The 20,186-nt window shown below is 43.7% G+C and carries 23 protein-coding genes and 1 riboswitch; of the genes, 6 read left to right on the top strand and 17 right to left on the bottom strand.

Annotated elements, in window-relative coordinates; all coding sequences use genetic code 11:
- Positions 1-45: 45 nt before the first annotated feature.
- A complete protein-coding gene (gene hemQ / locus CA600_RS23725) occupies positions 46-798 on the top strand; it encodes a hydrogen peroxide-dependent heme synthase (protein ID WP_094873342.1) in 753 nt (250 codons plus the stop codon).
- A gap of 51 nt (positions 799-849) precedes the next feature.
- Here hemQ and CA600_RS23720 read toward each other — a convergent pair whose 3' ends face one another.
- Entirely contained in the window at positions 850-1,128 is a 279-nt protein-coding gene (locus tag CA600_RS23720; RefSeq protein ID WP_094873340.1) for a hypothetical protein, read from the bottom strand.
- 1 nt (position 1,129) lies between these two features.
- Positions 1,130-2,323 carry an NAD(P)/FAD-dependent oxidoreductase gene (locus CA600_RS23715; RefSeq protein WP_042130890.1) on the bottom strand — a complete coding sequence of 398 codons (1,194 nt, stop codon included), beginning with the start codon at positions 2,321-2,323 and terminating at the stop codon, positions 1,130-1,132.
- Positions 2,324-2,654: 331 nt separating this feature from the next.
- Between CA600_RS23715 and CA600_RS23710 the strand changes: the two genes are divergently transcribed.
- Positions 2,655-3,629, top strand: coding sequence for an NAD(P)/FAD-dependent oxidoreductase (locus CA600_RS23710; RefSeq protein WP_094873346.1), 975 nt, complete (start codon positions 2,655-2,657; stop codon positions 3,627-3,629).
- 131 nt (positions 3,630-3,760) lie between these two features.
- Here the strand turns inward: CA600_RS23710 and CA600_RS23705 are convergent, their stop codons facing one another.
- Positions 3,761-3,904 (bottom strand): sporulation histidine kinase inhibitor Sda, encoded by a 144-nt coding sequence (locus CA600_RS23705; RefSeq protein WP_036685584.1) that lies wholly within the window; start codon positions 3,902-3,904, stop codon positions 3,761-3,763.
- 314 nt (positions 3,905-4,218) lie between these two features.
- Positions 4,219-4,881 (bottom strand): YheC/YheD family protein, encoded by a 663-nt coding sequence (locus tag CA600_RS23700; RefSeq protein WP_042191569.1) that lies wholly within the window; start codon positions 4,879-4,881, stop codon positions 4,219-4,221.
- 332 nt (positions 4,882-5,213) lie between these two features.
- On the opposite strand from CA600_RS23700, the gene CA600_RS23695 reads away from it, so the two are divergent.
- Positions 5,214-5,423: a hypothetical protein gene (locus tag CA600_RS23695; protein WP_094873338.1), complete on the top strand. Its 210-nt coding sequence runs from the start codon at positions 5,214-5,216 to the stop codon at positions 5,421-5,423.
- Between the two features lie 67 nt (positions 5,424-5,490).
- Here CA600_RS23695 and CA600_RS23690 read toward each other — a convergent pair whose 3' ends face one another.
- Together CA600_RS23690 and CA600_RS23685 are read right to left on the bottom strand one after the other, a co-directional pair.
- Positions 5,491-5,943 carry a GNAT family N-acetyltransferase gene (locus CA600_RS23690; protein WP_094873336.1) on the bottom strand — a complete coding sequence of 151 codons (453 nt, stop codon included), beginning with the start codon at positions 5,941-5,943 and terminating at the stop codon, positions 5,491-5,493.
- Between the two features lie 102 nt (positions 5,944-6,045).
- Complete coding sequence (locus tag CA600_RS23685; protein WP_042191575.1) at positions 6,046-6,405, bottom strand: HesB/IscA family protein; 360 nt, start codon at positions 6,403-6,405, stop codon at positions 6,046-6,048.
- Positions 6,406-6,779: 374 nt separating this feature from the next.
- On the opposite strand from CA600_RS23685, the gene mqnE reads away from it, so the two are divergent.
- The gene (gene mqnE / locus CA600_RS23680; RefSeq protein ID WP_094873334.1) at positions 6,780-7,886 is read left to right on the top strand and encodes an aminofutalosine synthase MqnE; all 1,107 of its coding nucleotides are present in this window, start codon (positions 6,780-6,782) and stop codon (positions 7,884-7,886) included.
- A gap of 49 nt (positions 7,887-7,935) precedes the next feature.
- Entirely contained in the window at positions 7,936-8,997 is a 1,062-nt protein-coding gene (locus CA600_RS23675) for an NAD(P)/FAD-dependent oxidoreductase (RefSeq protein WP_094873332.1), read from the top strand.
- A gap of 68 nt (positions 8,998-9,065) precedes the next feature.
- Here the strand turns inward: CA600_RS23675 and CA600_RS23670 are convergent, their stop codons facing one another.
- Positions 9,066-9,320: a YuzB family protein gene (locus CA600_RS23670; RefSeq protein WP_094873330.1), complete on the bottom strand. Its 255-nt coding sequence runs from the start codon at positions 9,318-9,320 to the stop codon at positions 9,066-9,068.
- 81 nt (positions 9,321-9,401) lie between these two features.
- On the opposite strand from CA600_RS23670, the gene CA600_RS23665 reads away from it, so the two are divergent.
- Positions 9,402-9,650 (top strand): NifU family protein, encoded by a 249-nt coding sequence (locus CA600_RS23665; RefSeq protein WP_094873328.1) that lies wholly within the window; start codon positions 9,402-9,404, stop codon positions 9,648-9,650.
- 154 nt (positions 9,651-9,804) lie between these two features.
- On the opposite strand, the gene CA600_RS23660 is transcribed toward CA600_RS23665, so the two are convergent.
- The 10 genes from CA600_RS23660 to CA600_RS23615 all read right to left on the bottom strand — a co-directional run bounded on the left by CA600_RS23660 (position 9,805) and on the right by CA600_RS23615 (position 20,180).
- Entirely contained in the window at positions 9,805-10,653 is an 849-nt protein-coding gene (locus CA600_RS23660) for a MetQ/NlpA family ABC transporter substrate-binding protein (RefSeq protein ID WP_094873326.1), read from the bottom strand.
- A gap of 58 nt (positions 10,654-10,711) precedes the next feature.
- Positions 10,712-11,371 (bottom strand): methionine ABC transporter permease, encoded by a 660-nt coding sequence (locus CA600_RS23655; RefSeq protein WP_094873324.1) that lies wholly within the window; start codon positions 11,369-11,371, stop codon positions 10,712-10,714.
- Positions 11,371-12,387, bottom strand: a complete 1,017-nt coding sequence (locus tag CA600_RS23650; RefSeq protein ID WP_094873322.1) for a methionine ABC transporter ATP-binding protein — start codon at positions 12,385-12,387, stop codon at positions 11,371-11,373. The genes CA600_RS23655 and CA600_RS23650 overlap by 1 nt, the downstream gene beginning before the upstream one ends.
- Positions 12,388-12,487: 100 nt before the next feature.
- A riboswitch (SAM riboswitch) is annotated at positions 12,488-12,627 on the bottom strand.
- A 101-nt stretch (positions 12,628-12,728) separates the two neighbouring features.
- The gene (locus CA600_RS23645) at positions 12,729-13,463 is read right to left on the bottom strand and encodes a Cthe_2314 family HEPN domain-containing protein (protein ID WP_094873320.1); all 735 of its coding nucleotides are present in this window, start codon (positions 13,461-13,463) and stop codon (positions 12,729-12,731) included.
- A 109-nt stretch (positions 13,464-13,572) separates the two neighbouring features.
- Positions 13,573-14,550, bottom strand: a complete 978-nt coding sequence (locus CA600_RS23640) for a COX15/CtaA family protein (protein ID WP_094873318.1) — start codon at positions 14,548-14,550, stop codon at positions 13,573-13,575.
- 90 nt (positions 14,551-14,640) lie between these two features.
- Positions 14,641-14,985, bottom strand: a complete 345-nt coding sequence (locus CA600_RS23635; RefSeq protein ID WP_042130904.1) for a thioredoxin family protein — start codon at positions 14,983-14,985, stop codon at positions 14,641-14,643.
- A 78-nt stretch (positions 14,986-15,063) separates the two neighbouring features.
- Positions 15,064-16,692, bottom strand: coding sequence for a putative polysaccharide biosynthesis protein (locus tag CA600_RS23630; protein WP_094873316.1), 1,629 nt, complete (start codon positions 16,690-16,692; stop codon positions 15,064-15,066).
- Between the two features lie 27 nt (positions 16,693-16,719).
- A complete protein-coding gene (locus tag CA600_RS23625) occupies positions 16,720-17,205 on the bottom strand; it encodes a DUF456 domain-containing protein (RefSeq protein ID WP_076285251.1) in 486 nt (161 codons plus the stop codon).
- A gap of 36 nt (positions 17,206-17,241) precedes the next feature.
- The gene (locus CA600_RS23620; protein ID WP_094873314.1) at positions 17,242-17,997 is read right to left on the bottom strand and encodes a Cof-type HAD-IIB family hydrolase; all 756 of its coding nucleotides are present in this window, start codon (positions 17,995-17,997) and stop codon (positions 17,242-17,244) included.
- A 77-nt stretch (positions 17,998-18,074) separates the two neighbouring features.
- Positions 18,075-20,180 carry a peptidoglycan D,D-transpeptidase FtsI family protein gene (locus tag CA600_RS23615; RefSeq protein WP_094873312.1) on the bottom strand — a complete coding sequence of 702 codons (2,106 nt, stop codon included), beginning with the start codon at positions 20,178-20,180 and terminating at the stop codon, positions 18,075-18,077.
- Between the last annotated feature and the right edge of the window lie 6 nt (positions 20,181-20,186).

The raw sequence follows: 20,186 nt of genomic DNA, 5'->3' as shown, positions 1-20,186 counted from the left end.
ATCAAGCGAAGCTTATGCTTCGTAAAACTTTTAAGGAGTGAGATCATGAACGAAGCCGCTATGACACTGGAAGGCTGGTATGCATTGCATGACTTCCGCTCACTGAACTGGACCGCATGGACGGCAGCAGATGACGAAGAACGTGCTGTTGCTCTGGAAGAATTACATGCTTTTATGCAAGAATGGAGTCCTGTCGAAGAAGCTAAACAAGGCAGCTCCGCGGTATATTCCATCGTTGGCCAGAAGGCCGATTTCGTAATGATGTTCTTGCGCGAAAGCTTGGAAGATCTGAACAAGCTTGAGACGGCCTTTAACAAAATCGCTTTTGCTCAATATACAACTAAAGCCTATTCCTACGTAAGTATTGTTGAATTAAGCAATTACCTTGCGGGGGGCAGCGATGGTAGTGATCCTATGCAGAATCCGCATGTTATCGCACGTCTAAAACCTGTTTTGCCGCAAGCGAAGCATATTTGCTTCTATCCAATGAACAAGAAACGCGAGCTCGCCGATAACTGGTATATGCTTGATATGGATAAACGTCGGGAGCTGATGGCTTCTCACGGATTAATCGGACGAGGTTATGCTGGTAAAGTGAAACAGATTATCAGCGGCTCCGTAGGTTTGGATGATTGGGAATGGGGCGTAACCCTATTCGCTGAAGATCCGCTGCAATTCAAGAAATTAGTCTACGAAATGCGCTTTGACGAAGTCAGTGCCCGCTACGGCGAATTCGGACCTTTCTATGTCGGCAACCTGCTGACTGAGGATTCTTTTGAGGAAATGCTTAAATTGTAACAAAAAAAGGTGAGTCTCCAGATCTTTATGGAGACTCACCTTTTTAAAATGCTATAACGAAGTTCCTGCTTCCTCATCCTCTTCGCTGCCATCTTCATCATCACGCAGACTTTCCAAATATTCAGCCGTAGCCCGGTCACGTGCTCGCCCTTTTTCCTTTAAGCGTTCAATGCCAGGGAGAATGAGCAGATCAATTTCTTTTTGAACAACATACGCTAGATCGTACTGATTCTGATCCTCCAGATAAGATCCAACCTCAATCAGTCCGTTATAACGATCCAATTCTTCTCGGGTCAGCAGTCCACGCACCTGCACGCTGCAGTGACGCATCTTATAAGAATCTTCCTTTTTTCAGAACCAGCGGAATCCCACCAATAATGAACAAATAGCGCATATCCACAACTTTTTTCAATTGAGCTGCGGTCCAGCCCTTGTAAGTTTTGCTGCCAACTACAGCAATCCCTTGCCCTTTACCTAGTGAGGCGACTGTTCCTTTATTGCTGAATGCGAATTTCTTTGGTTGTTGATTACGGATCGCAGCCACCAAATTATGAGCACAGCATTCTCCCTGTTGCATAGCAATTTGTGCCGTTGGCGGGTAAGGACGGCCTTCCGGGTTAATCATTAAGGAGCCGTCTCCAATAATAAAGATATTGTCTTGGCCTGGTGCACGTAAATATTCATCTACTTTCACACGTCCGCGCATAGCTTCAAATCCTGCAGCTTCAATCAGACGATTCCCGCGAATTCCGCCGGTCCAGACAATTGTAGAAGCTTTAATCTCTTCGCCTGATGCCAGAATTACGCCGTTTGGTAGACATTCCTTGATCGCAACACCCATCTTGAAGGTAACACCCTTCTTAGTGAGCAAGTTCATCGCATACTCAACAAGTTCAGGAGCAAATCCTGGCAGAGCTGTTGGAGCAGCTTCTATGTTATATATATTTACCATGCTTGGATCAACGTCAAATTCTTTGCATAACCCAGGGATGCGGTCAGCTAATTCGGCCACAAACTCAATACCGCTAAAGCCGGCACCACCGACTACGAAATTAATATGCTCCTGAGCATTGTTCTCGTTCTTATATTTGGCAAATTGGTACTCAATATGTTCACGAATCAAACGAACGGAGTTGATGCTCCGGATCGTCAGTGCGTATTTATCAAGTCCTGGAATACCGAAGGTTTCAGGCTCTCCGCCCAAAGCAATGACGAGATAGTCGTACGAAAGAGTACCATCCTCCAAAATAATCTTTTTCTGCTGGGTACGAATTTCCTGAACAGATGACTTAACCAGATCGATCTTAAATTCATCGATTAGTTTAGAAATAGACACCCGAGTGTGTTCAATACTATCTGTACCCGCGGCAGGCATATGTAGATGGGTAGTAAAATAGTGGTACTCGTGACGGTTTACGAGCGTGACATCCGCTTCATTATAGTTCAAAGCCTTCTGTAAGCGCTGTGCGGTCAAAATACCCCCATAGCCCGCGCCTAAGATTACGATTTTGGGAATACTACTCATGTTCCGGCTCCTTCCAAGAGGTAAATCTGTCTTTGTATTTTTTATTGAAACAATGTACGGTCCTTTTTGTGAATTTATACACTTATATTTAGAAGAAATTCCAATCAAACTTAAAGGATTTCTAAATTGACCATATCCATTGTAAACCTTAGTGTACTATTAATCAAACATTAAAATACTAAAAAACGTCACATTCTTATTGTGTTCTAAAGTCTTTCTTTGCAGGTATGTGTCACAATGTTTATAATAAGAAAGAATACAAGTATGGCAAAATGAATATATCAACTCGGAGGTGTAATATCCCGTGACACAAGAGCAATCCGGCGTTCCTATGAGCGACCTTTTAATCATAGGTGGCGGTCCATCTGGCATGTTTGCCGCATTTTACGGCGGGATGCGTCAGGCATCCGTAACACTTATTGAAAGTATGCCCCAATTGGGAGGACAACTTGCTGCACTTTATCCTGAAAAATACATTTATGATGTAGCAGGTTTCCCAAAAGTAACTGCACAAGAACTGGTTGACAACCTGACACGGCAAATGGATATGTTTCAATCGAATATCCGGCTGGAGGAGAAAGTAATTTCTGTTCAGAAACGGGACGAACGCCATTTTGTAGTTACAACCGATGTCGCAGAATATCACAGTAAAGCTATTATCATTACAGCTGGCGTAGGCGCTTTTGAACCTCGTCGTTTAGAACTGCCAGACGCAGGACGGTTTGAAAAAGCCAACCTTCATTATTTTGTAAATGATTTAAATGCCTTTAAAGATAAAAAAGTTCTGATTAGCGGTGGCGGGGATTCCGCAGTAGACTGGGCACTAATGCTGGAACCGATCGCGGAGCAAGTAACCCTGATTCACCGCCGGGATAAATTCCGTGCGCATGAGCACAGTGTAGAGAATCTGATGGCTTCCAAAGTTAACGTAATTACACCTACTGAAATTACAGAACTGCATGGTGACGAGTTTATTACTAAGGTTACCTTATCCCATATCAAGACCAAGGAAACACAAGAAATCGAAGTCGACAGTGTAATCGTCAATTTCGGATTTGTTTCCTCTCTGGGACCCATTGCAGAGTGGGGTATCGATATTGAAGGAAACTCCATTGTCGTTGACTCACGTATGGAAACGAGTATTCCGGGAATCTTTGCAGCCGGCGATATCACCACATATCCAGGTAAGCTGAAGCTAATTGCTGTTGGATTCGGCGAAGCCCCAACGGCTGTGAATAACGCAAAAGTCTACATCGATCCGGAAGCCAAGCTTTCACCAGGACACAGTAGTAATATGAAACTCTAATTCTATCTACTACAATAAAAAAGGGTATTCTGACAGGCCTATCAATACCAGCCTATCAGGATACCCTTTTATGTTTGTGACTCGCGGTTTATTTATATGTAGCCTGCTACAAAGGTATACTTTGCGCTGTTTTAATGAAGAACCGCATGAACTGGAGAGTGTAAGTTTCGTTTGCGAATCTCAACGAGTAGAAGAGCGATGAAATCATGCTCTAGTTGCAGTTCTATCGCTCTATGGTAAGAGTCTAGAAGCATCTCATCGGACAATTCAACCATAACGTTCATCTACCTTTCCTGTATTTGGATCTGAATCTATCATATCAAACTATCATTTTTCGAACAAGCGTTCGCGTTATCCACAAGTACATGTGGAAATCCTGTGTATAATATGTGCGTAAGCGTTATAAAGGTGATAACTGCACAGTGGAATATGGGGATAATAGTTATACACAGGACTGAACCACTTGCATACAGCTAAAAATATATTTTTATTGTAAATAAATTACAATATAATTTACCCCAAAAGAACGCAACTAAACGCAATTTTATCTTACTACTCTATTATCGTCAATTCTAAAATTTTTGTTAATTTACTGAGGTCTTGTATTAACCTCCAGAATCCATATTTTACCTGAATAATCCACGGCGTAATCAAAACCCAGTTCGCCTATTCCCGGGAAATGCCGCTCCATCAGTTCGATACATACTAGCGTAAGCCTGCGCATTTCTGCTTTCTTCGCTGAGGCTTTAATTCGAGGCAACGATCTGCGAAGCCCTTCTCGACAAGAAAGCATCGTGCCTCCTTTACATAAATTAGTTACGAAAAGGCCAGGCCGGGCCAATCTTCCCACCATAGAGCGAAACTCCCAAACACCACCATTTCTCACTACTTTGACCCGATAATCAATAGGACGCCCACCAATTCTGGCGAGAGAAATCCCCTGTTGAATCAAATATTTACGTCTAACCTTGACGAAATGAAGCGCTCGTCTCATGGATCTAAAGTCCTTGTAAATTCGGGTTCTGTCCATATAAGTAAATCCATAACCCCGGCTATCCCGAAACACTTTAATTACACCGTAGCCTCCACCGCCAACTATTGGTTTAATAACAACATTTCCGTATCTCCGGAGCATGGCTAACAGTGAGTCAGCCGAATACACCCTCGTCATTGGTATATAATGAGAAACCCTCGCGTCACTGAGCAATGCTTCTGTCTTCAACCATTTGCTAGCCAGTTGTCTTCCCGACATCGTCCTTTCCCTCCTTTCACATTCCAGCCTACCCTATACATTACTCAGAAAAGGCCCCGCCCTCTTGTATGATTGTCCGTGTAGGAAGAAGCTCTTAGCAAAAAGGGCATAGAGCTTGTATCGACAACATTCTCAACCCCGCAGGGTATCATTGCAGATTTTGTAGAACCTTATCTCTGAACATTCGACATCTAAATCACAATGGATGAGTTCACTATAACTAGAATAATCTTCAAAATCGTTGTATTATTAATAGCGGTTACATTTTCAAATTCTACTATTATAATAATGAATTAAAGGCTTGCTAAAAAACAGCGCGGGGAGGGCTCGGAATGGCTCAGTTTTTTGAGGTATTATATTGGGTGGCCATGCTTGGGATGTCCATCGTATTGGCTGGAACGACTATACTGATCTGCGCTATCGGCTTAAAATTCATTAAAGACAGACGCAGAGCACTGGGTGCTGGCTGTATTGCCTTTTCCCTTGGAGCCGCAGCGCTCATCGTGTTTATGATTAATTACAAGTTTATTATTCCAGCCTAATTGTACGCAGGAACAAGCAAAAGCCCTCTCGAGGAATTCCATCGGAGGGCTTTTGCTTGTATGTCACTCATATATCTAACGAAAGACGAATCATATCCACTACCTTGATCCCATTTTCAACAATCTCTTCACTGTAGTGTCTGATAAAAAAGTCTCTATCGATTCCGGTAATTCTAAATCCACATTTCTGATAAAGAGCCAGTTGTCCTACGCTAGAATTTCCCGTACCCACTTCTATTGTCTTCGCACCATCTAATCTCGCATTCTGAATCGCATGATAGACCAACTGCTTACCTATCCCTTTACTTTGCTGATTCTCATCAACGGCTATATTCACTAGCTCCACTGTCTCAGGCCTCGTTTGTAGCAAAACATAGACACCTATAATGCAATTCTCCACTTCAGCTACAAAACATTGCCCTCTTTTTAAATACGCTTCAACAAGACTTAGGGAAGGATCGGCTAATAACAACAAATGTAAGGGAGGTTGTTCTTCTGCGTTTAATTTCCTAATTAGCATGCTTTGAGCTCCTTGTGATGACTTTTGTCATTGAGAATAAAAAAAAGCCTCCACGCCCGTGTTGTAGAAATCAACATGGGGCTTGAAGGCGTAACGTCGCGATTAGCAAGGCTCTTCGTTCGGTTTCCCCGCATCCGTAGCTGTACGGAAGCTTGAGCCGCAGCCGCAGGTTGCCGTAGCGTTCGGGTTATTGATGGTGAAGCCGCCCGTCATGCCGGATTCTTCAAAATCGATTTCGAGACCATCCAGGTAACGAAGATTCTCTTTCTCCACGACAACCTTCATCTCTTGGATGTCCATATATACGTCCTGATCGGTTTCATTATCATCAAAGCCCATAGCGTAAGAGAATCCACTGCAACCGCCGGGCGTTACTCCAATACGGAGGAACATGTTCGGCACTTCTTGTTCAGCAAGCATCGCCTTTAATTGTTCTGCTGCCTTTTCGCTAATATTAATCATGATCATATCCTCCTATAGATTAGACTGACTTCACAAGAAAAAAACTTATGTTTAAGAGGCCATCCGGCCAAAAGTTACTTTCTTAAAAATATATACTTAATAAACTCAGTATAACCGACTATTCCATTCCCCTCAAGTCACAACTGCCTTATGCTTGACCTATCACACCAAATTAAGCCATCCATATCCAGCTGTTGATCCCCTTATAAGAGAGGTTTATAATAAGGAAGGCAAACATAAGTAAAAATTCGGAAATTTGTCACGGAGGCTAAACCTCTGATTTATTTTCATGAATGAACAGCTACCGTCTGGGTAAGTCTGGGAATTATCTGCGGGCAATGGACCCCGTAAAACTTTCAGGAGGAATTTATTATATGTCTACTCTCTTCACCCCCCAAACAGACGCCCGAATGATGAACATTATTGAAAAAGTTCGCGGCGGCGAAAGATTGAATTTAGAAGATGGCGTTTATTTATATCAAAGTAACGACCTGCTAACGATTGGCCAGTTAGCAAATGAAGTCAATGTCGCAAAGAACAACAACAGGGTATATTTTATCGAAAACATGAGTCTATATTTCACCAATGTTTGCGAATCTCACTGTGCATTCTGCAATTTCCGCAAAGATGATGGAGAAGAGGGTGCATATACCCTTTCTGGTCAGGAAATGGTGCAATATGTCGAACAGCATATTCATCCAGGTGTGCGCGAATTCCATATTGTAGGCGGTCATAATGACAAGGTTCCTTTCCAGTATTACGTGGATTCTTTAAAAGCCCTGAATGAACGTTTCCCTGAGGTAACCTTAAAAGCATACACTGCAGCCGAAATCGATTTTTTCACCCGAATTAGCGGATTGAGTATTCGTGAAGTACTGGAGCAGCTGCGTGCAGCAGGACTTAAGACGCTTACTGGTGGTGGCGCAGAAATATTATCTGATCAATACCGTAAAAAAATGCGTGTAGATAAGGCTAATGTGGAAGAATATCTGGAAGTTCACCGGACAGCACATCAGCTTGGCATGAAGACACATACAACTATGCTCTACGGCTCGATTGAATCTCATGAAGATCGTATCCGGCACATGATGCAGATCCGCGATCTACAGGATGAAACCAATGGCTTTATGGTATTCATTCCATTATCTATGCAGCCTAAGAACAAGAATGCAGGGATTATGCGCCGCAACTCCGCTTATGAGGATCTGAAGACGATTGCGATCAGCAGATTGATGCTGGATAATTTCGATCACATCAAAGCGTACTTTATTAATATCGGTCCTCAGCTTACTCAAGTTGCACTGAACTTCGGTGCTTCTGACGTACATGGTACTATTCTTAAAGAACGCATTAGCCATGCGGCTGGTGCCTTAACACCTGAAGGCCTCACTCGCGATGAATTGATCTGGTTAGTAAAAGGTGCTGGACGAATTCCAGTAGAACGTGACACGTTCTACAATGCGATAAAGGTATACGAATAAAAGACTACCTAGATCCGTTACCCTATATTGGAAAGGAAGTTCGGTCAGCATGAGAACACTACTCGTTCTGGGCGGCGGCTATGGCGGCTTGGCCCTAATTCAAGAATTGCTCAATAATCACCTTCCTCAGGATATTGAAATTATCTTAATTGACCGAATGCCTTATCAAGGAATCAAAACGGAATATTATGCGCTTGCCGCGGGTACAGTAACTGACTATCACTTGCGGATCCAGTTTCCGGTTCATCCCCGTCTCACTATCCGTTACGGTGAGGTGAGTTCCATTGATTTGGAGAGTAGAATCATTACAATGGAGCCTGATGAGACTGTGTCTTATGACATACTTGCCATTGCACTAGGTTGTACCGACAATTACCATAACATCCCTGGAGCTGATCAATATACTTGCAGTATCCAGACCTTTGCAGGAACACGCGAAACTTACCAACGTTTAAACGATGTGAAGCCTTATGGAACAATTAACATTGTAGGCGGTGGACTAAGTGGAGTGGAATTGGCGGCAGAGCTTCGGGAGAGCCGGCCAGATCTTAATATTGCTATTCTGGATCGTGGTGAACGTGTCTTATCTGCCTTCCCTGCGAAGCTGTCACAGTACGTGGAGGAATGGTTTCACCACCACCAAGTACAGACACTTGGACGTGTCTCAGTATCCCATGTAGAGAAAGATGCGCTTTTTAACGGTACAGAGGAAATTCTTTCAGATGTTACGGTATGGACCGCAGGGATTCAACCGGTGAAGGTTGTTCAGGAATTAACAGTCCCGAAGGATCGCGGAGGACGGATCATTTTGGATGAATATTATCGTGTACCTGATTATCCAGAAGTGTATGTAATTGGCGACTGTGCCAGCCTGCCATTCGCTCCAAGCGCACAAGCCGCAGGAGCGCAGGGTGAGCAGGTTGCTCAGGTTATTCAAGCCATGTGGCGCGGCGAGACCCCTAAGCTTCATCCTATTCGTCTAAAGGGTACCTTAGGTTCACTAGGCAAGAAAGCTGGATTTGGTCTGATGGGCCAACGCTCCGTCAAAGGACGGGTTCCCCGTATCCTTAAGAGCGGGGTGCTCTGGATGTCAAAACGCACTTTAGGATAAACCTAAGGGCTGCTCTTTTCCGTTATAAATACGAAAAAGAGCAGCCCTTTATTTTCCACAAAAAACATTTAATCAAGGTCCATATTGAACCAAGCCTCTAGCTCTTTGATTTTAGCATCAATTTTCTCTTCGAGCTCAGCAACCGTATCTGCTGCAACGATGTCTCCTTCAACCATTGCAAATGGAGTTAAATAACATTCCCCACAATTGTTCAGGCATCCGTATTCGATCACATCGTAATCTGGATTTCCTTCCAGCTTTTGCATTAGCTTGTCTGTTCCGTGACCCATGTTACTGGCACAAAATTCAATAATTGGTCTCATGATGATCTCCCTATTCCGCCTAACCATTTTATTTTTTAACTTTTTGTACTATAATGAACTTACGAAAGGAGTGATTGAGAAATGAGTGAGAATGTACAAAGCACCGAAATGTATGATGAAGTATTGGAAGTGCTTGATAAACTTCGTCCGTTCCTACAGCGCGATGGCGGTGACGTTGAACTAGTCGATGTAGAAGACGGCATTGTGAAGTTGAAACTTATGGGTGCCTGCGGCAGCTGCCCAAGCTCCACGATCACCTTGAAAGCCGGGATTGAACGCGCCCTTCTTGAAGAAGTAGAAGGCGTACAAGAAGTTATGCAAGTATTCTAATCCCATTCAATATCATTCCCGATCCTCCTCTTCAGGAGATCGGGATTTTCTTATTATAGAGGATTTACACTTTCCCTACAACATACAGCATAAAACCCGCATGCCATTAGGCAGCGGGTTTTATGCTGTATAGAGAATAAGTTATCTTTCTGTCTTAAAATGCTGGAATGATCGAGCCTTTATACTGCTCTTCAATGAATGCCTTCGCTTCTGGAGAATTCAGAGCAGCGACCAGCTTTTTGATTGCATCAGAATCTTTATTGTCAGGACGAGCTACCAGGATGTTAGCATAGGGGGAATCCGTACCTTCGATGAACAAAGCATCTTTAGTTGGCACTAGGTCAGCTTCCAGCGCATAGTTAGTGTTAATCAAGGCAAGATCCACTTCATCTAATTGACGGCCTAACATTGCTGCATCTAGCTCGATAATTTTAAGGTTTTTCTTATTTTCAGTAATATCCGCTTGAGTAGCTGTGATGTTGGTATCATCTTTTAATTTAATCAGTCCATTTTTGGCAAGCAGGATCAGTGCACGACCACCGTTTGTAGCATCATTAGGGATGGCTACTTTCGCACCATCAGCCAGCTCGTCGATGGATTTGATTTTCTTGGAATATGCACCAAAAGGTTCAACATGAACAGCTGTAACCGAAACTAGATCCGAACCGTTCTTTTGATTCTGGTCATCCAGGTAAGGCTGATGTTGGAAGAAGTTAGCATCCAGATTCTTCTCTGAAAGCTGAACGTTTGGTTGAACATAGTCAGTGAATTCTTTGATTTCCAATGTAATTCCTTGCGCTTCAAGCAATGGCTTAATAGCTTTTAAAATCTCAGCGTGTGGAACAGGTGAAGCACCAACCACCAATTTCACTGGTTCTGTAGTTGCAGCACCGTTTTCAGGTGCATTAGTGGCAGCCGAGTTAGAAGCATTATTGTTATTGCCGCAAGCAGCTAGCACCACAACCAATGTCAGACTAAAAAAAGTAAGTAGTAATTTTTTCATTTTAAATCCCCCTCTTATCCTTGGTATTTGTATGAATAAGGCTATATATAGACGTACCTTATTTCCGTGTAAAATGTCTTACTAGTCGATCACCGGCCATCTGTAGCAGTTGCACCAGTATGACCATCAAGACTACAGCGATAATCATAACTTCCTTCTCATAACGGTAATATCCATAACGGATCGCTAGATCACCTAGACCGCCGCCGCCTACCATCCCGGACATGGCCGTATAAGAGACCAGTGTAACCAGTGTGATCGTAACCCCGGCGAGCAGACCTGGACGAGCCTCTGGCAAAAGAACACGCATAACGATTTGATTCGTCGATGCCCCCATACCTTGTGCCGCTTCGATCACTCCGCGGTCTACCTCTCTTAGTGCCGTCTCTACCAGACGGGCAAAAAACGGAGCAGCACCAATCACAAGCGGTGGAATCGTGCCCAGTACACCAATGGCGGTACCAACAACGGCTTTACTAAAAGGAATCAATGCCACCATCAAAATGATAAATGGTACGGATCGTAGAATGTTTACAATGAACGATAAGACCGAGTAAGTTACTCTGATTACTATACTATTCGATCTTCCCCATAAATACAATAGAATTCCGAGTGGTAAACCAAGAATAATTGTGAATATTCCGGAAAATAGTAACATTTCCAAAGTAGCAACGGTAGCATCCATCATTTCTTGCCAGTTTAAATCTGCGAAATTCATTACGAAATCACCTCCACTTCAAGCCCTTGAGCGGTTAGTTCAGCTATCGTCACAGCAATCGCTTCAGCGGGTCCTTCGAACCGAACAATCATTTGCCCATAAGGTACGTCTTTAATCGTTGAGATGGTACCATGCAGAATGGCAAAGCTAACACCTGTCTCACGTACTACATTGGAAAGGGCAGAGCCGTAGGTCTTCTCTCCGAAAAAGGTAATTTTGACGGCCTGAGAGTTTTCCCCAGCAGCAGCGTCAAGCGCCGTACGAAGGGGGCCCTCATTCTGTGATTCACTGCGAATGAAATCGCGGGTGACCTCATGCTGCGGCTTCAGGAATACCTCCGTCACTTTACCCTGCTCAACGATACCACCACCATGAATGACCGCAACACGGTCACAGATGCTCTGAATCACGTGCATTTCGTGAGTGATCAGCACAATGGTCAGATGGAATCGTTTATTAATATCGAGCAATAGCTTAAGAATAGAGTCTGTCGTTTGTGGGTCAAGCGCAGAGGTTGCCTCGTCACACAGCAGCACATCAGGGTCGCTGGCAAGTGCCCGTGCGATGCCGACCCGTTGCTTTTGCCCTCCTGATAATTGAGAGGGATACTTATCCTTGTGATCTTCAAGCCCCACTAGGGCAAGCAAGTCTTTTACTTTTGCATCAATACCTGTTCTCGAAACGCCTGTGAGTCGCAGAGGAAAAGCAATATTATCGTACACCGTCGCTGAAGATAGCAGATTGAAATGTTGAAAAATCATCCCAATTTTGCGCCGCTGTTCCTGCAGCTGAGCTTGGCTAAGACTGGTTAGCTCTACACCATCAACCCAAACCTCTCCTTCTGTCGGACGTTCCAACAGATTAATGCATCGGATCAATGTACTTTTCCCCGCGCCAGAATGGCCAATGACTCCGAATATTTCACCTTTTTCGATAGACAGATTCAATCCGGAAAGTGCTGTAGCCGCATGGCTGCCTTTTCCAAATACCTTTGTTATTCCTTTTAGATTAATCAACGCTCGTCGCCCCCTTTATATTTCACTTATTCCATACAAAAAAACCTCCGACGATCGATGCAGATCGCAAGAGGCTCTGTGTGTTTATTTAGACAATGCCTTCTCATCTGCCAACGACCACAAACCTTGCGTCATTGTAGGAATTAGCACCATGACATTTGTATATAACGCTAATCGCGCTGTATACAAATCGGTTGCCGGGCTTCATCGGGCCTATCCCTCCGCCACTCTCGATAAGATATAGAGTATGAAATTTTTATGTTTGAATTCGTACAGACTTTAATGCAAGCATAAGTATAGTAAGTTTCTTGTTTTTTGTCAAAAGGAAATATCTTGAACGCTTAGGATTGTATGCTCTTTGCCTTGCTGATTTCCTTACGCAGTTGTTCATTGCTGTAGCTGAATGCCGCGATTAATGTTTTACAGTTCATTTCAAGGGACTGCTTTAAATCCTCAAGATGGCTATCTAAATCCTCAAGCTGAATTTTGTCATGCAAGCCTTGATGTCGCTGCCATAAATCATCCTGCATTTCGGAATTCATATAATGAATTTCAGCATTTCTGCGCTTGCGTAGATTCTCCAGTGGATCACGATAAGAGTTCTTGATCTGTTCCAGTTGATCCGCTAACGCAGGATGCACATTCAATAACTGAAGTTGACGCAGCACTGTAAAATAAGAAAAATGCGTTTTTAATTTGGAGGTTTTGAGGTCATAAAAATGATTCAGCACCGTTCCAAGCTTGTCCAGAAGAGAGAATACACGAATAAATCCATCTTTATAAAAATAAACATAACGCGCATAATCGCCTTGTTCCACTGGTGACATATCGTCCATATAACCAGCGATTACCGATTTCCGGTAAAAGGCGGCCGCGAACCAGCTTTGCTCCAATTCATCCAGTGACGAGATCAGTCCACGTGTCCAAATCTCCAGCTTGCGGTATTCATGGTCATTATCCTCATGAGCGTTCATTTCCTTGCGCAGTAAGGCTGCAAATGTGGCCATGTTCTCCATCGCGTCAGCCAATACACCACTGTTCTTTCGAGGCGGCTCTCCAAGTATAACCCGCAGCATATCCCAGTCCTCCTAAAGTTTTATCCAGCACCACGATATACCGATTTCCACCTTATTATTCCGCAGGTAAAGCGACTCTATCCACGGTGGGAACTTTCTACTAAGGGCGTTACAACGGTGTCATTGGATTTGCTCTATTTTTTTCAACAACAACATTTCTCGCGCGATTCAGCTGCCAGGCTCTTACACTCATATAACATAGAACACCAAACAAACAGGCAATCAACAAAATATGAGCCAAGGCGGCAAATATGTACAATCTTTCATTATCAAGCGTGTAAACAACAGCAGCTCCACTAAACACCTGCATCAAGCATAGCAGAACAGCAGCTACGCCAAGAGCTCTTAGCTCTGGGTAATCCTTATGCTTCCAAAAGGCTAAATGACCGAGCACCGCAGTAAGTATAAATAAGATCAAAGCCGCAATCCGGTGTGTAAAAACAATACCTACTCCCCCGGAAAGCTCGGGAACCCATTCACCGTTACAGAGCGGCCAGCCAGAACATCCACCGCGCGAATCCGTATGACTAACAAAGGCTCCAATATAAACAACAACATAGGAATATAAGGCCGTTAAGCAGGTTAAATTGCGGAAAGCCTTGCTGACGGGTTTCTTCTGTAGCTCCACCTTAGGATCGTACTCACCTGCTTCATGTCTCCTTTTAGCTCCGAGAGCCAGCATCAGAGAACTTGAAAAAGCGATTAAGGAGAAGCCCATATGCAGTGCCATCACAGCAGCTGATTGGGATTTAATTACTGCAAGCGCTCCCATACCACCTTGAACAATTACAAACAGTAAAGTCATGAATGCATATGCTAACAAATCCTTCCGATTTCGGGCATAACGCCAAAAAGCAAACATCGAGGCAAGTGACAATAACCCAGCCAAGCCGCTAAACAAGCGATGGGTGTATTCAATCATCGAACCTACAGTATAAGCCGGAATTAATTTCCCATGACAGAGCGGCCATTCATTTCCGCATTCCAATCCCGATCCAGTCTTCGTTACTACCGCTCCCCCTAGTACAGCGAGGAACATGATAAGGCAAGTAAGATAACTAAGCCATTTCAACTGATTTGTCGTCAAAAAATATCACCCGCAGTTTTTAGGAATGAAGAAGCATCTTAAAAAACCACCGCTTTTGCTCAAACAGGCGAAAGCGGTGGTTTTCCGGAATTACTGTTGAAGGCTTTGATGCACTTGAACCGCTTTATCCAGGAAATTCTCAATTTCCTCGCGGGATTTACGTAATTTATTAACGAATCTAACCAATTCACGTCCATCGGAATACGCTACAAAGCTTGGAATACCCATAATATTTTGTTCCTGACTAACGTCACCTACAGCATCAACGTCAACCTCAACCAGCGTTAGACGATCTGCATAGGCTTGCTCTACCTCAGGAATAAAGGGATCGATAAATTTACAATCCGAGCACCAGTCCGCCTTGAAGATGGCTACAGTTAATCGAGGAGATTGAATGGCTACTTGAAATTCACCAGGAGAACTAATTTTGTCCATTGTTAATTCAGTCCTTTCTTCCATATCTGTCAAATTTCTATTCTTTAAGTGAAGCAAAATGTCATGCAGAAGTCAAACTTATTCTCGCATACGAACACGCGCAGGCTGTAATTTCATCAGCGGATTCAACAATTTTTGCAATGCACGCGGATAACTGGAGATTTCCTGTTTAGTAAGCACACCCAGTACAATTAGCATGACCAGATAAATAATAACAACTGCTGCCCCTACAACAAGACAAGTGATCAGAAACGCCAGACGTGCAGGCATTAGATCTGTTAACAGAATTCCAGCTTGGTTCAAACCAAAACCAATACCACCGGACACCAGAACTGCAATTGCGAAGCCGCCCCACCGTTTACCCATAATTTCGAAAGGTACAATGGATTTCAGCATCCGTAAGTTAAGAATAGTAATGACTACGAAACAAAGTGCTGTTGCGCCGATAATCCCGTAGATCCCAAATACCTTACTTAGTAAGAAGCTCGCGGCTAATTTAACAATAATACCCACTAGCACATAATACATTGAAATACGTGATTTGCCCATACCGAGCAAGATGGAGTTCGTTGTCATCATGGTGATCTGAAAGATCGTTCCAATCGTAAGCATCGCCACAATTCCGCTTCCGTCCAAGCTGCTGAACAGTAACCCATTCACAGAATAAGCCGCTGCCACAAGCGCCAATACAATTGGCATCCCTGTCAGGATAGAAATCCGCAAAGCAAGTGTAATTTGCTTCTTCAAGTGTCCCTCATCACGACGGGCATAGGCAGCTGATATGATCGGAATCAGCGAGGTACCTAGCGCAATGGCTAGTACCGGTGGAATTCCGGCCACACTTTGTGCACGCGTGGTTAGTATACCCAAAGCTGCTGTTGCACTCTCTCTCCCCATCTGATCGATAAGCAGTGGAACAGCCAAAGAAGTATCAATCACATTCACTACGGGAATCGTAAGTGAAGAGAGCACGATCGGAATTGATAGTGTGAAAATATCCTTGTAAATTCCCCAAATCGGCAATTTTTGAGTGGTATTGTAATTTAATCCTTGCTGTTTATCCTCTCGGCGCAGCTTGATTGCAAAATAAATCATGACACCAAATGCTGCAATACTACCAATTACGCTACCGAAGGATGCTCCTGCTGCTATAGTTGTATTGTTATATCCCTGCTGTAATAGAATATAAGCTAATAAAATAGCGACTAGTACGCGAGCAAACTGCTCTACAATCTGTGAAATACCACCGGCCATCATATTGTTGCGCCCTTGAAAATAACCGCGCATCATGGCAATTGCCGGAAAAAGTAAAAGTGCAGGTGCAATAGCCCTAACTGCCATCGCTGACTCAGGTACGTCAGCAATATGTGTCGCATAGAACGGAGCGCCGAAGTACAGCAAGGCAGTCATGATTACCCCTGCTGCTACTGAAAATATCAATGCTGCATGATATACTTGTCTCGCTTCTTCAGGACGATTCAGAGCGTACCGCTCGGAGACCATTTTACTGAGCGTACTTGGAATACCTGCTGTAGCCACGGTGAGCAGCATTAAATAGATATTGTTCGATACCCCAAATGATGCTCTCCCCACATCATCAAAAATATGATCCAGCGGCACCCGCTGAACAAGCCCGAGTACCCTTGCCACCAAAGCTGCAGCAGCAAGGATAAGCGTGCCTTTTACGAAAGACTCTTTCTTGGACAAACCATTTCCCCTTCTTCACTGTTAAAATTAAAACCGGACGACCCATATAAAAAAGAGGACGACCATAATAATTTGTAGCACAATTTTGACAACAGTACTACTAAACAACCCAAGTATGGATCCTACACTTACTTTGGCAGCTTTAGCTGGTGAAGAACCCACGATCAATTCTCCTATAAAGGCACCCAGAAACGGACCAATAATAAGTCCAAAGGCTGGGATTACAAAAGGACCAATGATTAGCCCAATCGTACTCCCGATAATCGATGAACGTGAGCCGCCAAATTTCTTAACGCCCCACGCCCCTACAACGTAATCAGCAATAAATAGAACTACAACGATCAGCGTTTGAATGATCCAGAACCAAACACCAAAAGGCTCGAAAGAAAAGAACCAGCCATATACGAAAAAAGCAAGATAAATCGCAAGTGCACCCGGCAGTATAGGATACACTGCCCCGGCTAGCCCTACGGCAAATAAAGCAATAATAAGAATCCAACCCAGGATCGTCAATACTTAACCTCCTAATAGCAAATATGCTCTATGGATTCACTTCGCAATAGCTTCATTAAAAATATATTTTTGAATGACTTCTGCAATTCCATCATTATTATTAGAAGCCACCACAGCGTCAGCCTCTTCTTTAACCGTCTCCTGAGCGTTGCCCATGGCAACCCCAAGCCCTGACTGCTGAATCGCTGCAAGGTCGTTGAGACTATCACCAACCGCTATAACTTGGGACATGTCTAGTCCTAGGAGCTTACAGACTTCCATGATTCCGGCTGCTTTATTCACTCCAAGAGGGTTAATCTCCAGGTTATGCGGAGAGGAGTTCGTAATCTCCAGCCCACCCATATCTTGAAGACGAAGCAGCAGCTTATGACGAAGCTCATCATCTTCGGTGTGATAACCGAATTTAAGCCATTCTCTGCCCGTTACATCCCCATCCCAGTTATCCTGTTTGTGGACCTTTTCCGTAGAATAGGCCCAGAACCAGATGTCATCTTCTTTAGCAAGTTCATACATTTGTTGTACCAGCATAGGGTCCATCAAGGATCGCCGATAAATTTCGTGCGGTGCTCGCCATACCTCACTACCGTTCACAGTAATCATAGGTGTTTCTAGTCCAAGCTGCTCAGCATATGGAAATGCACTTGTAAAAGCCCGGCCTGTCGATAGACAGACATGAACGCCTGCGTCGACCGCCTTTTGAAGCCATTTCACCGTTGTAGGTGTAATAATCTGTTCATCATTCAGTAGGGTTCCATCCATATCCAAAGCAAGCAGGCGGTATTTGGCAGTCATTGCCACCCCTCCATTCTTTTATGCTCTCAATAGAGCAGCTGTTTATTTTTTAATCATTATTCACCTTAGAGTCGAAGTTACTGAGTACCTGTAGTCGTTCCTTCATTCGCGGGATCATTCGTATTATTACCTGACTGTAGACTCTTCTTCGGAACGCCATCAAGTCCATATTCCCAATCATAAGCATCAAAAATTTTGCGTGCGACCGGCGCAGCACTCTGGGAACCAAAGCCCCCTTCTGGAATAACTACGGCTACGGCCAGCTTAGGATTATTTCGTGGGGCATAGGCAATAAATACACCGTTATCGCGAATTTGACCCTTTGCCACTTGTTGGGATGTTCCGGTCTTACGAGCAAAATCATAAGGGAAATTAGAAAAAGCACTCACTTCACTTCGCATACCCTGTTGGATTTCTTTCCAATAGGATTTATCGAAGGCGGTTACCTCATCTAGCACTTCACGACCGAACTCCTTAATTACTTTTCCGTCAGCATCTGTAATCTTGCTAACTAGCTGAGGTTTGATCCGCTGTCCTTCATTAGCAAGTGTAGCTACGTATTGCGCAAGCTGCAACACTGTATAACTACCTTGTTGCCCGAAAGAAGCATATACAAGTGCCGCTTGGGCACTACCTGCCGCCTCTATATTGGTATAGTTAATCTGTCCTAAGAATTCATTGGGCAGACCACTTCCCGTGGATACACCAAGACCAAACTCTTTCATATACCTATCCCAGATATCTACGCCTTTGCTTTTGTATTTGTCATACAATCGTTTACCGATCATATCAACCATGAACGCATTCGACGATTTCTCAATCGCTCTTGCAGGGTCCATAGAACCGTACACATGTCCTCCAGAGTTTCTTACCTTGGTTTCATGACCAGCTTTACCAAAAGTCGCGAAACCTCTATCTGAATAGTAAGTTGAAGGTGTAAAGAGGCCTTCATTCAGACCGACGAGAACGCTTAAAGGTTTAATCGTTGAACCTAATAGCAATACAGACCTAAGCCCATTCCCTGAAGTTCCTGAAGAAATCGGATTAATGGTTCCGTTCTGGTAGTTATTCATAATACTGTTCCAGACATCTGTTGATAAGGAGCCTGATGTCCAAATATTCGTATCGTAGTCCGGCATACTTGCCATACTGACGATATTCCCCGTATCAACTTCCATCGCTACAGCATAACCAGTTAAAGCATTAGGATGCGTTTTTCCCTGTACAGGATTGGAATGCAGCCACTTAATCTGATCCATAATCGCCTGCTCTGTCTTCATCTGAATGCTCTTATTAATGGTTGTCCAGACGTCATTGCCTTTTACAGGAGGAACTACACGTTCGACTTTTTCTGCCATGTTCTGTGGATTGACGGAGATTTCCTGATAGCCGTTTTGTCCCCGAAGCTCTCTCTGATACTGCAGCTCCAGGCCATCAAATCCGACAAATTCGTCGTCTTTATAAGTTAGTCCTGGCTCCGGATTGTTCTTCATTGCATTTAAGATATTCTTATAAATATTAAGGCTGTTTGCTGATTTAAAAGGCTTGATATAACCTACCGTCTGTACGGCAACCGTATCTTTGTCGTAATGACGAATGCTTTCCTCGACAATCTCAAGGCCTGGGTATTCATCCTTATGTTCCATGAAATAGGCTACTTCCTGAGTCGTTAGATCAGCCTTAATTCGCCGTGCCATAAAGCCTAGTGATTTCCTGAAATATAAATCCAGTGCCTCAATAACATCTTTTTCTGTCATTTTCTCAGCTTTTGGATCACCGTATTTATTGAAATCAGCTACCAGCTTAGCCGCCAATGCATCTGACTTAGCTTTCGCTTCAGGGGTCAGAGTAGTTTTACCGGAAATTTTATCTGTTTGCTTGGCGGTAAACTCCTTATTAAGCGTAATATACAGCGATTGAACCGGCGTAGAGTACGCTAACTTCTCACCTTCAGCAGCATAAATTACACCTCTCATGGAAGCTAGCGGTACATTTTTGGTATCTCTGCTTGTCTCCACTTCAGTTAAAGTGGGTCCTTCCACGAATTGCAACACAGCCAGGCGTATAATAATTACGCAAAATATAACAAACGTGCTAAAGAAAAACACGTTGAGTCGCAGGCCTATGGAACTTTTACTGTTGGTCTCATCTGGAGGCGAGGCCTGCTTACGGAAAAAACTCACAGTTTA

Origin of the sequence: Paenibacillus sp. VTT E-133280 (assembly GCF_002264385.1) — a bacterium.
Classification (GTDB): Bacteria; Bacillota; Bacilli; order Paenibacillales; family Paenibacillaceae; genus Paenibacillus_AQ; species Paenibacillus_AQ nitricinens.
This window is presented reverse-complemented; position numbering and strand designations above follow the sequence as displayed.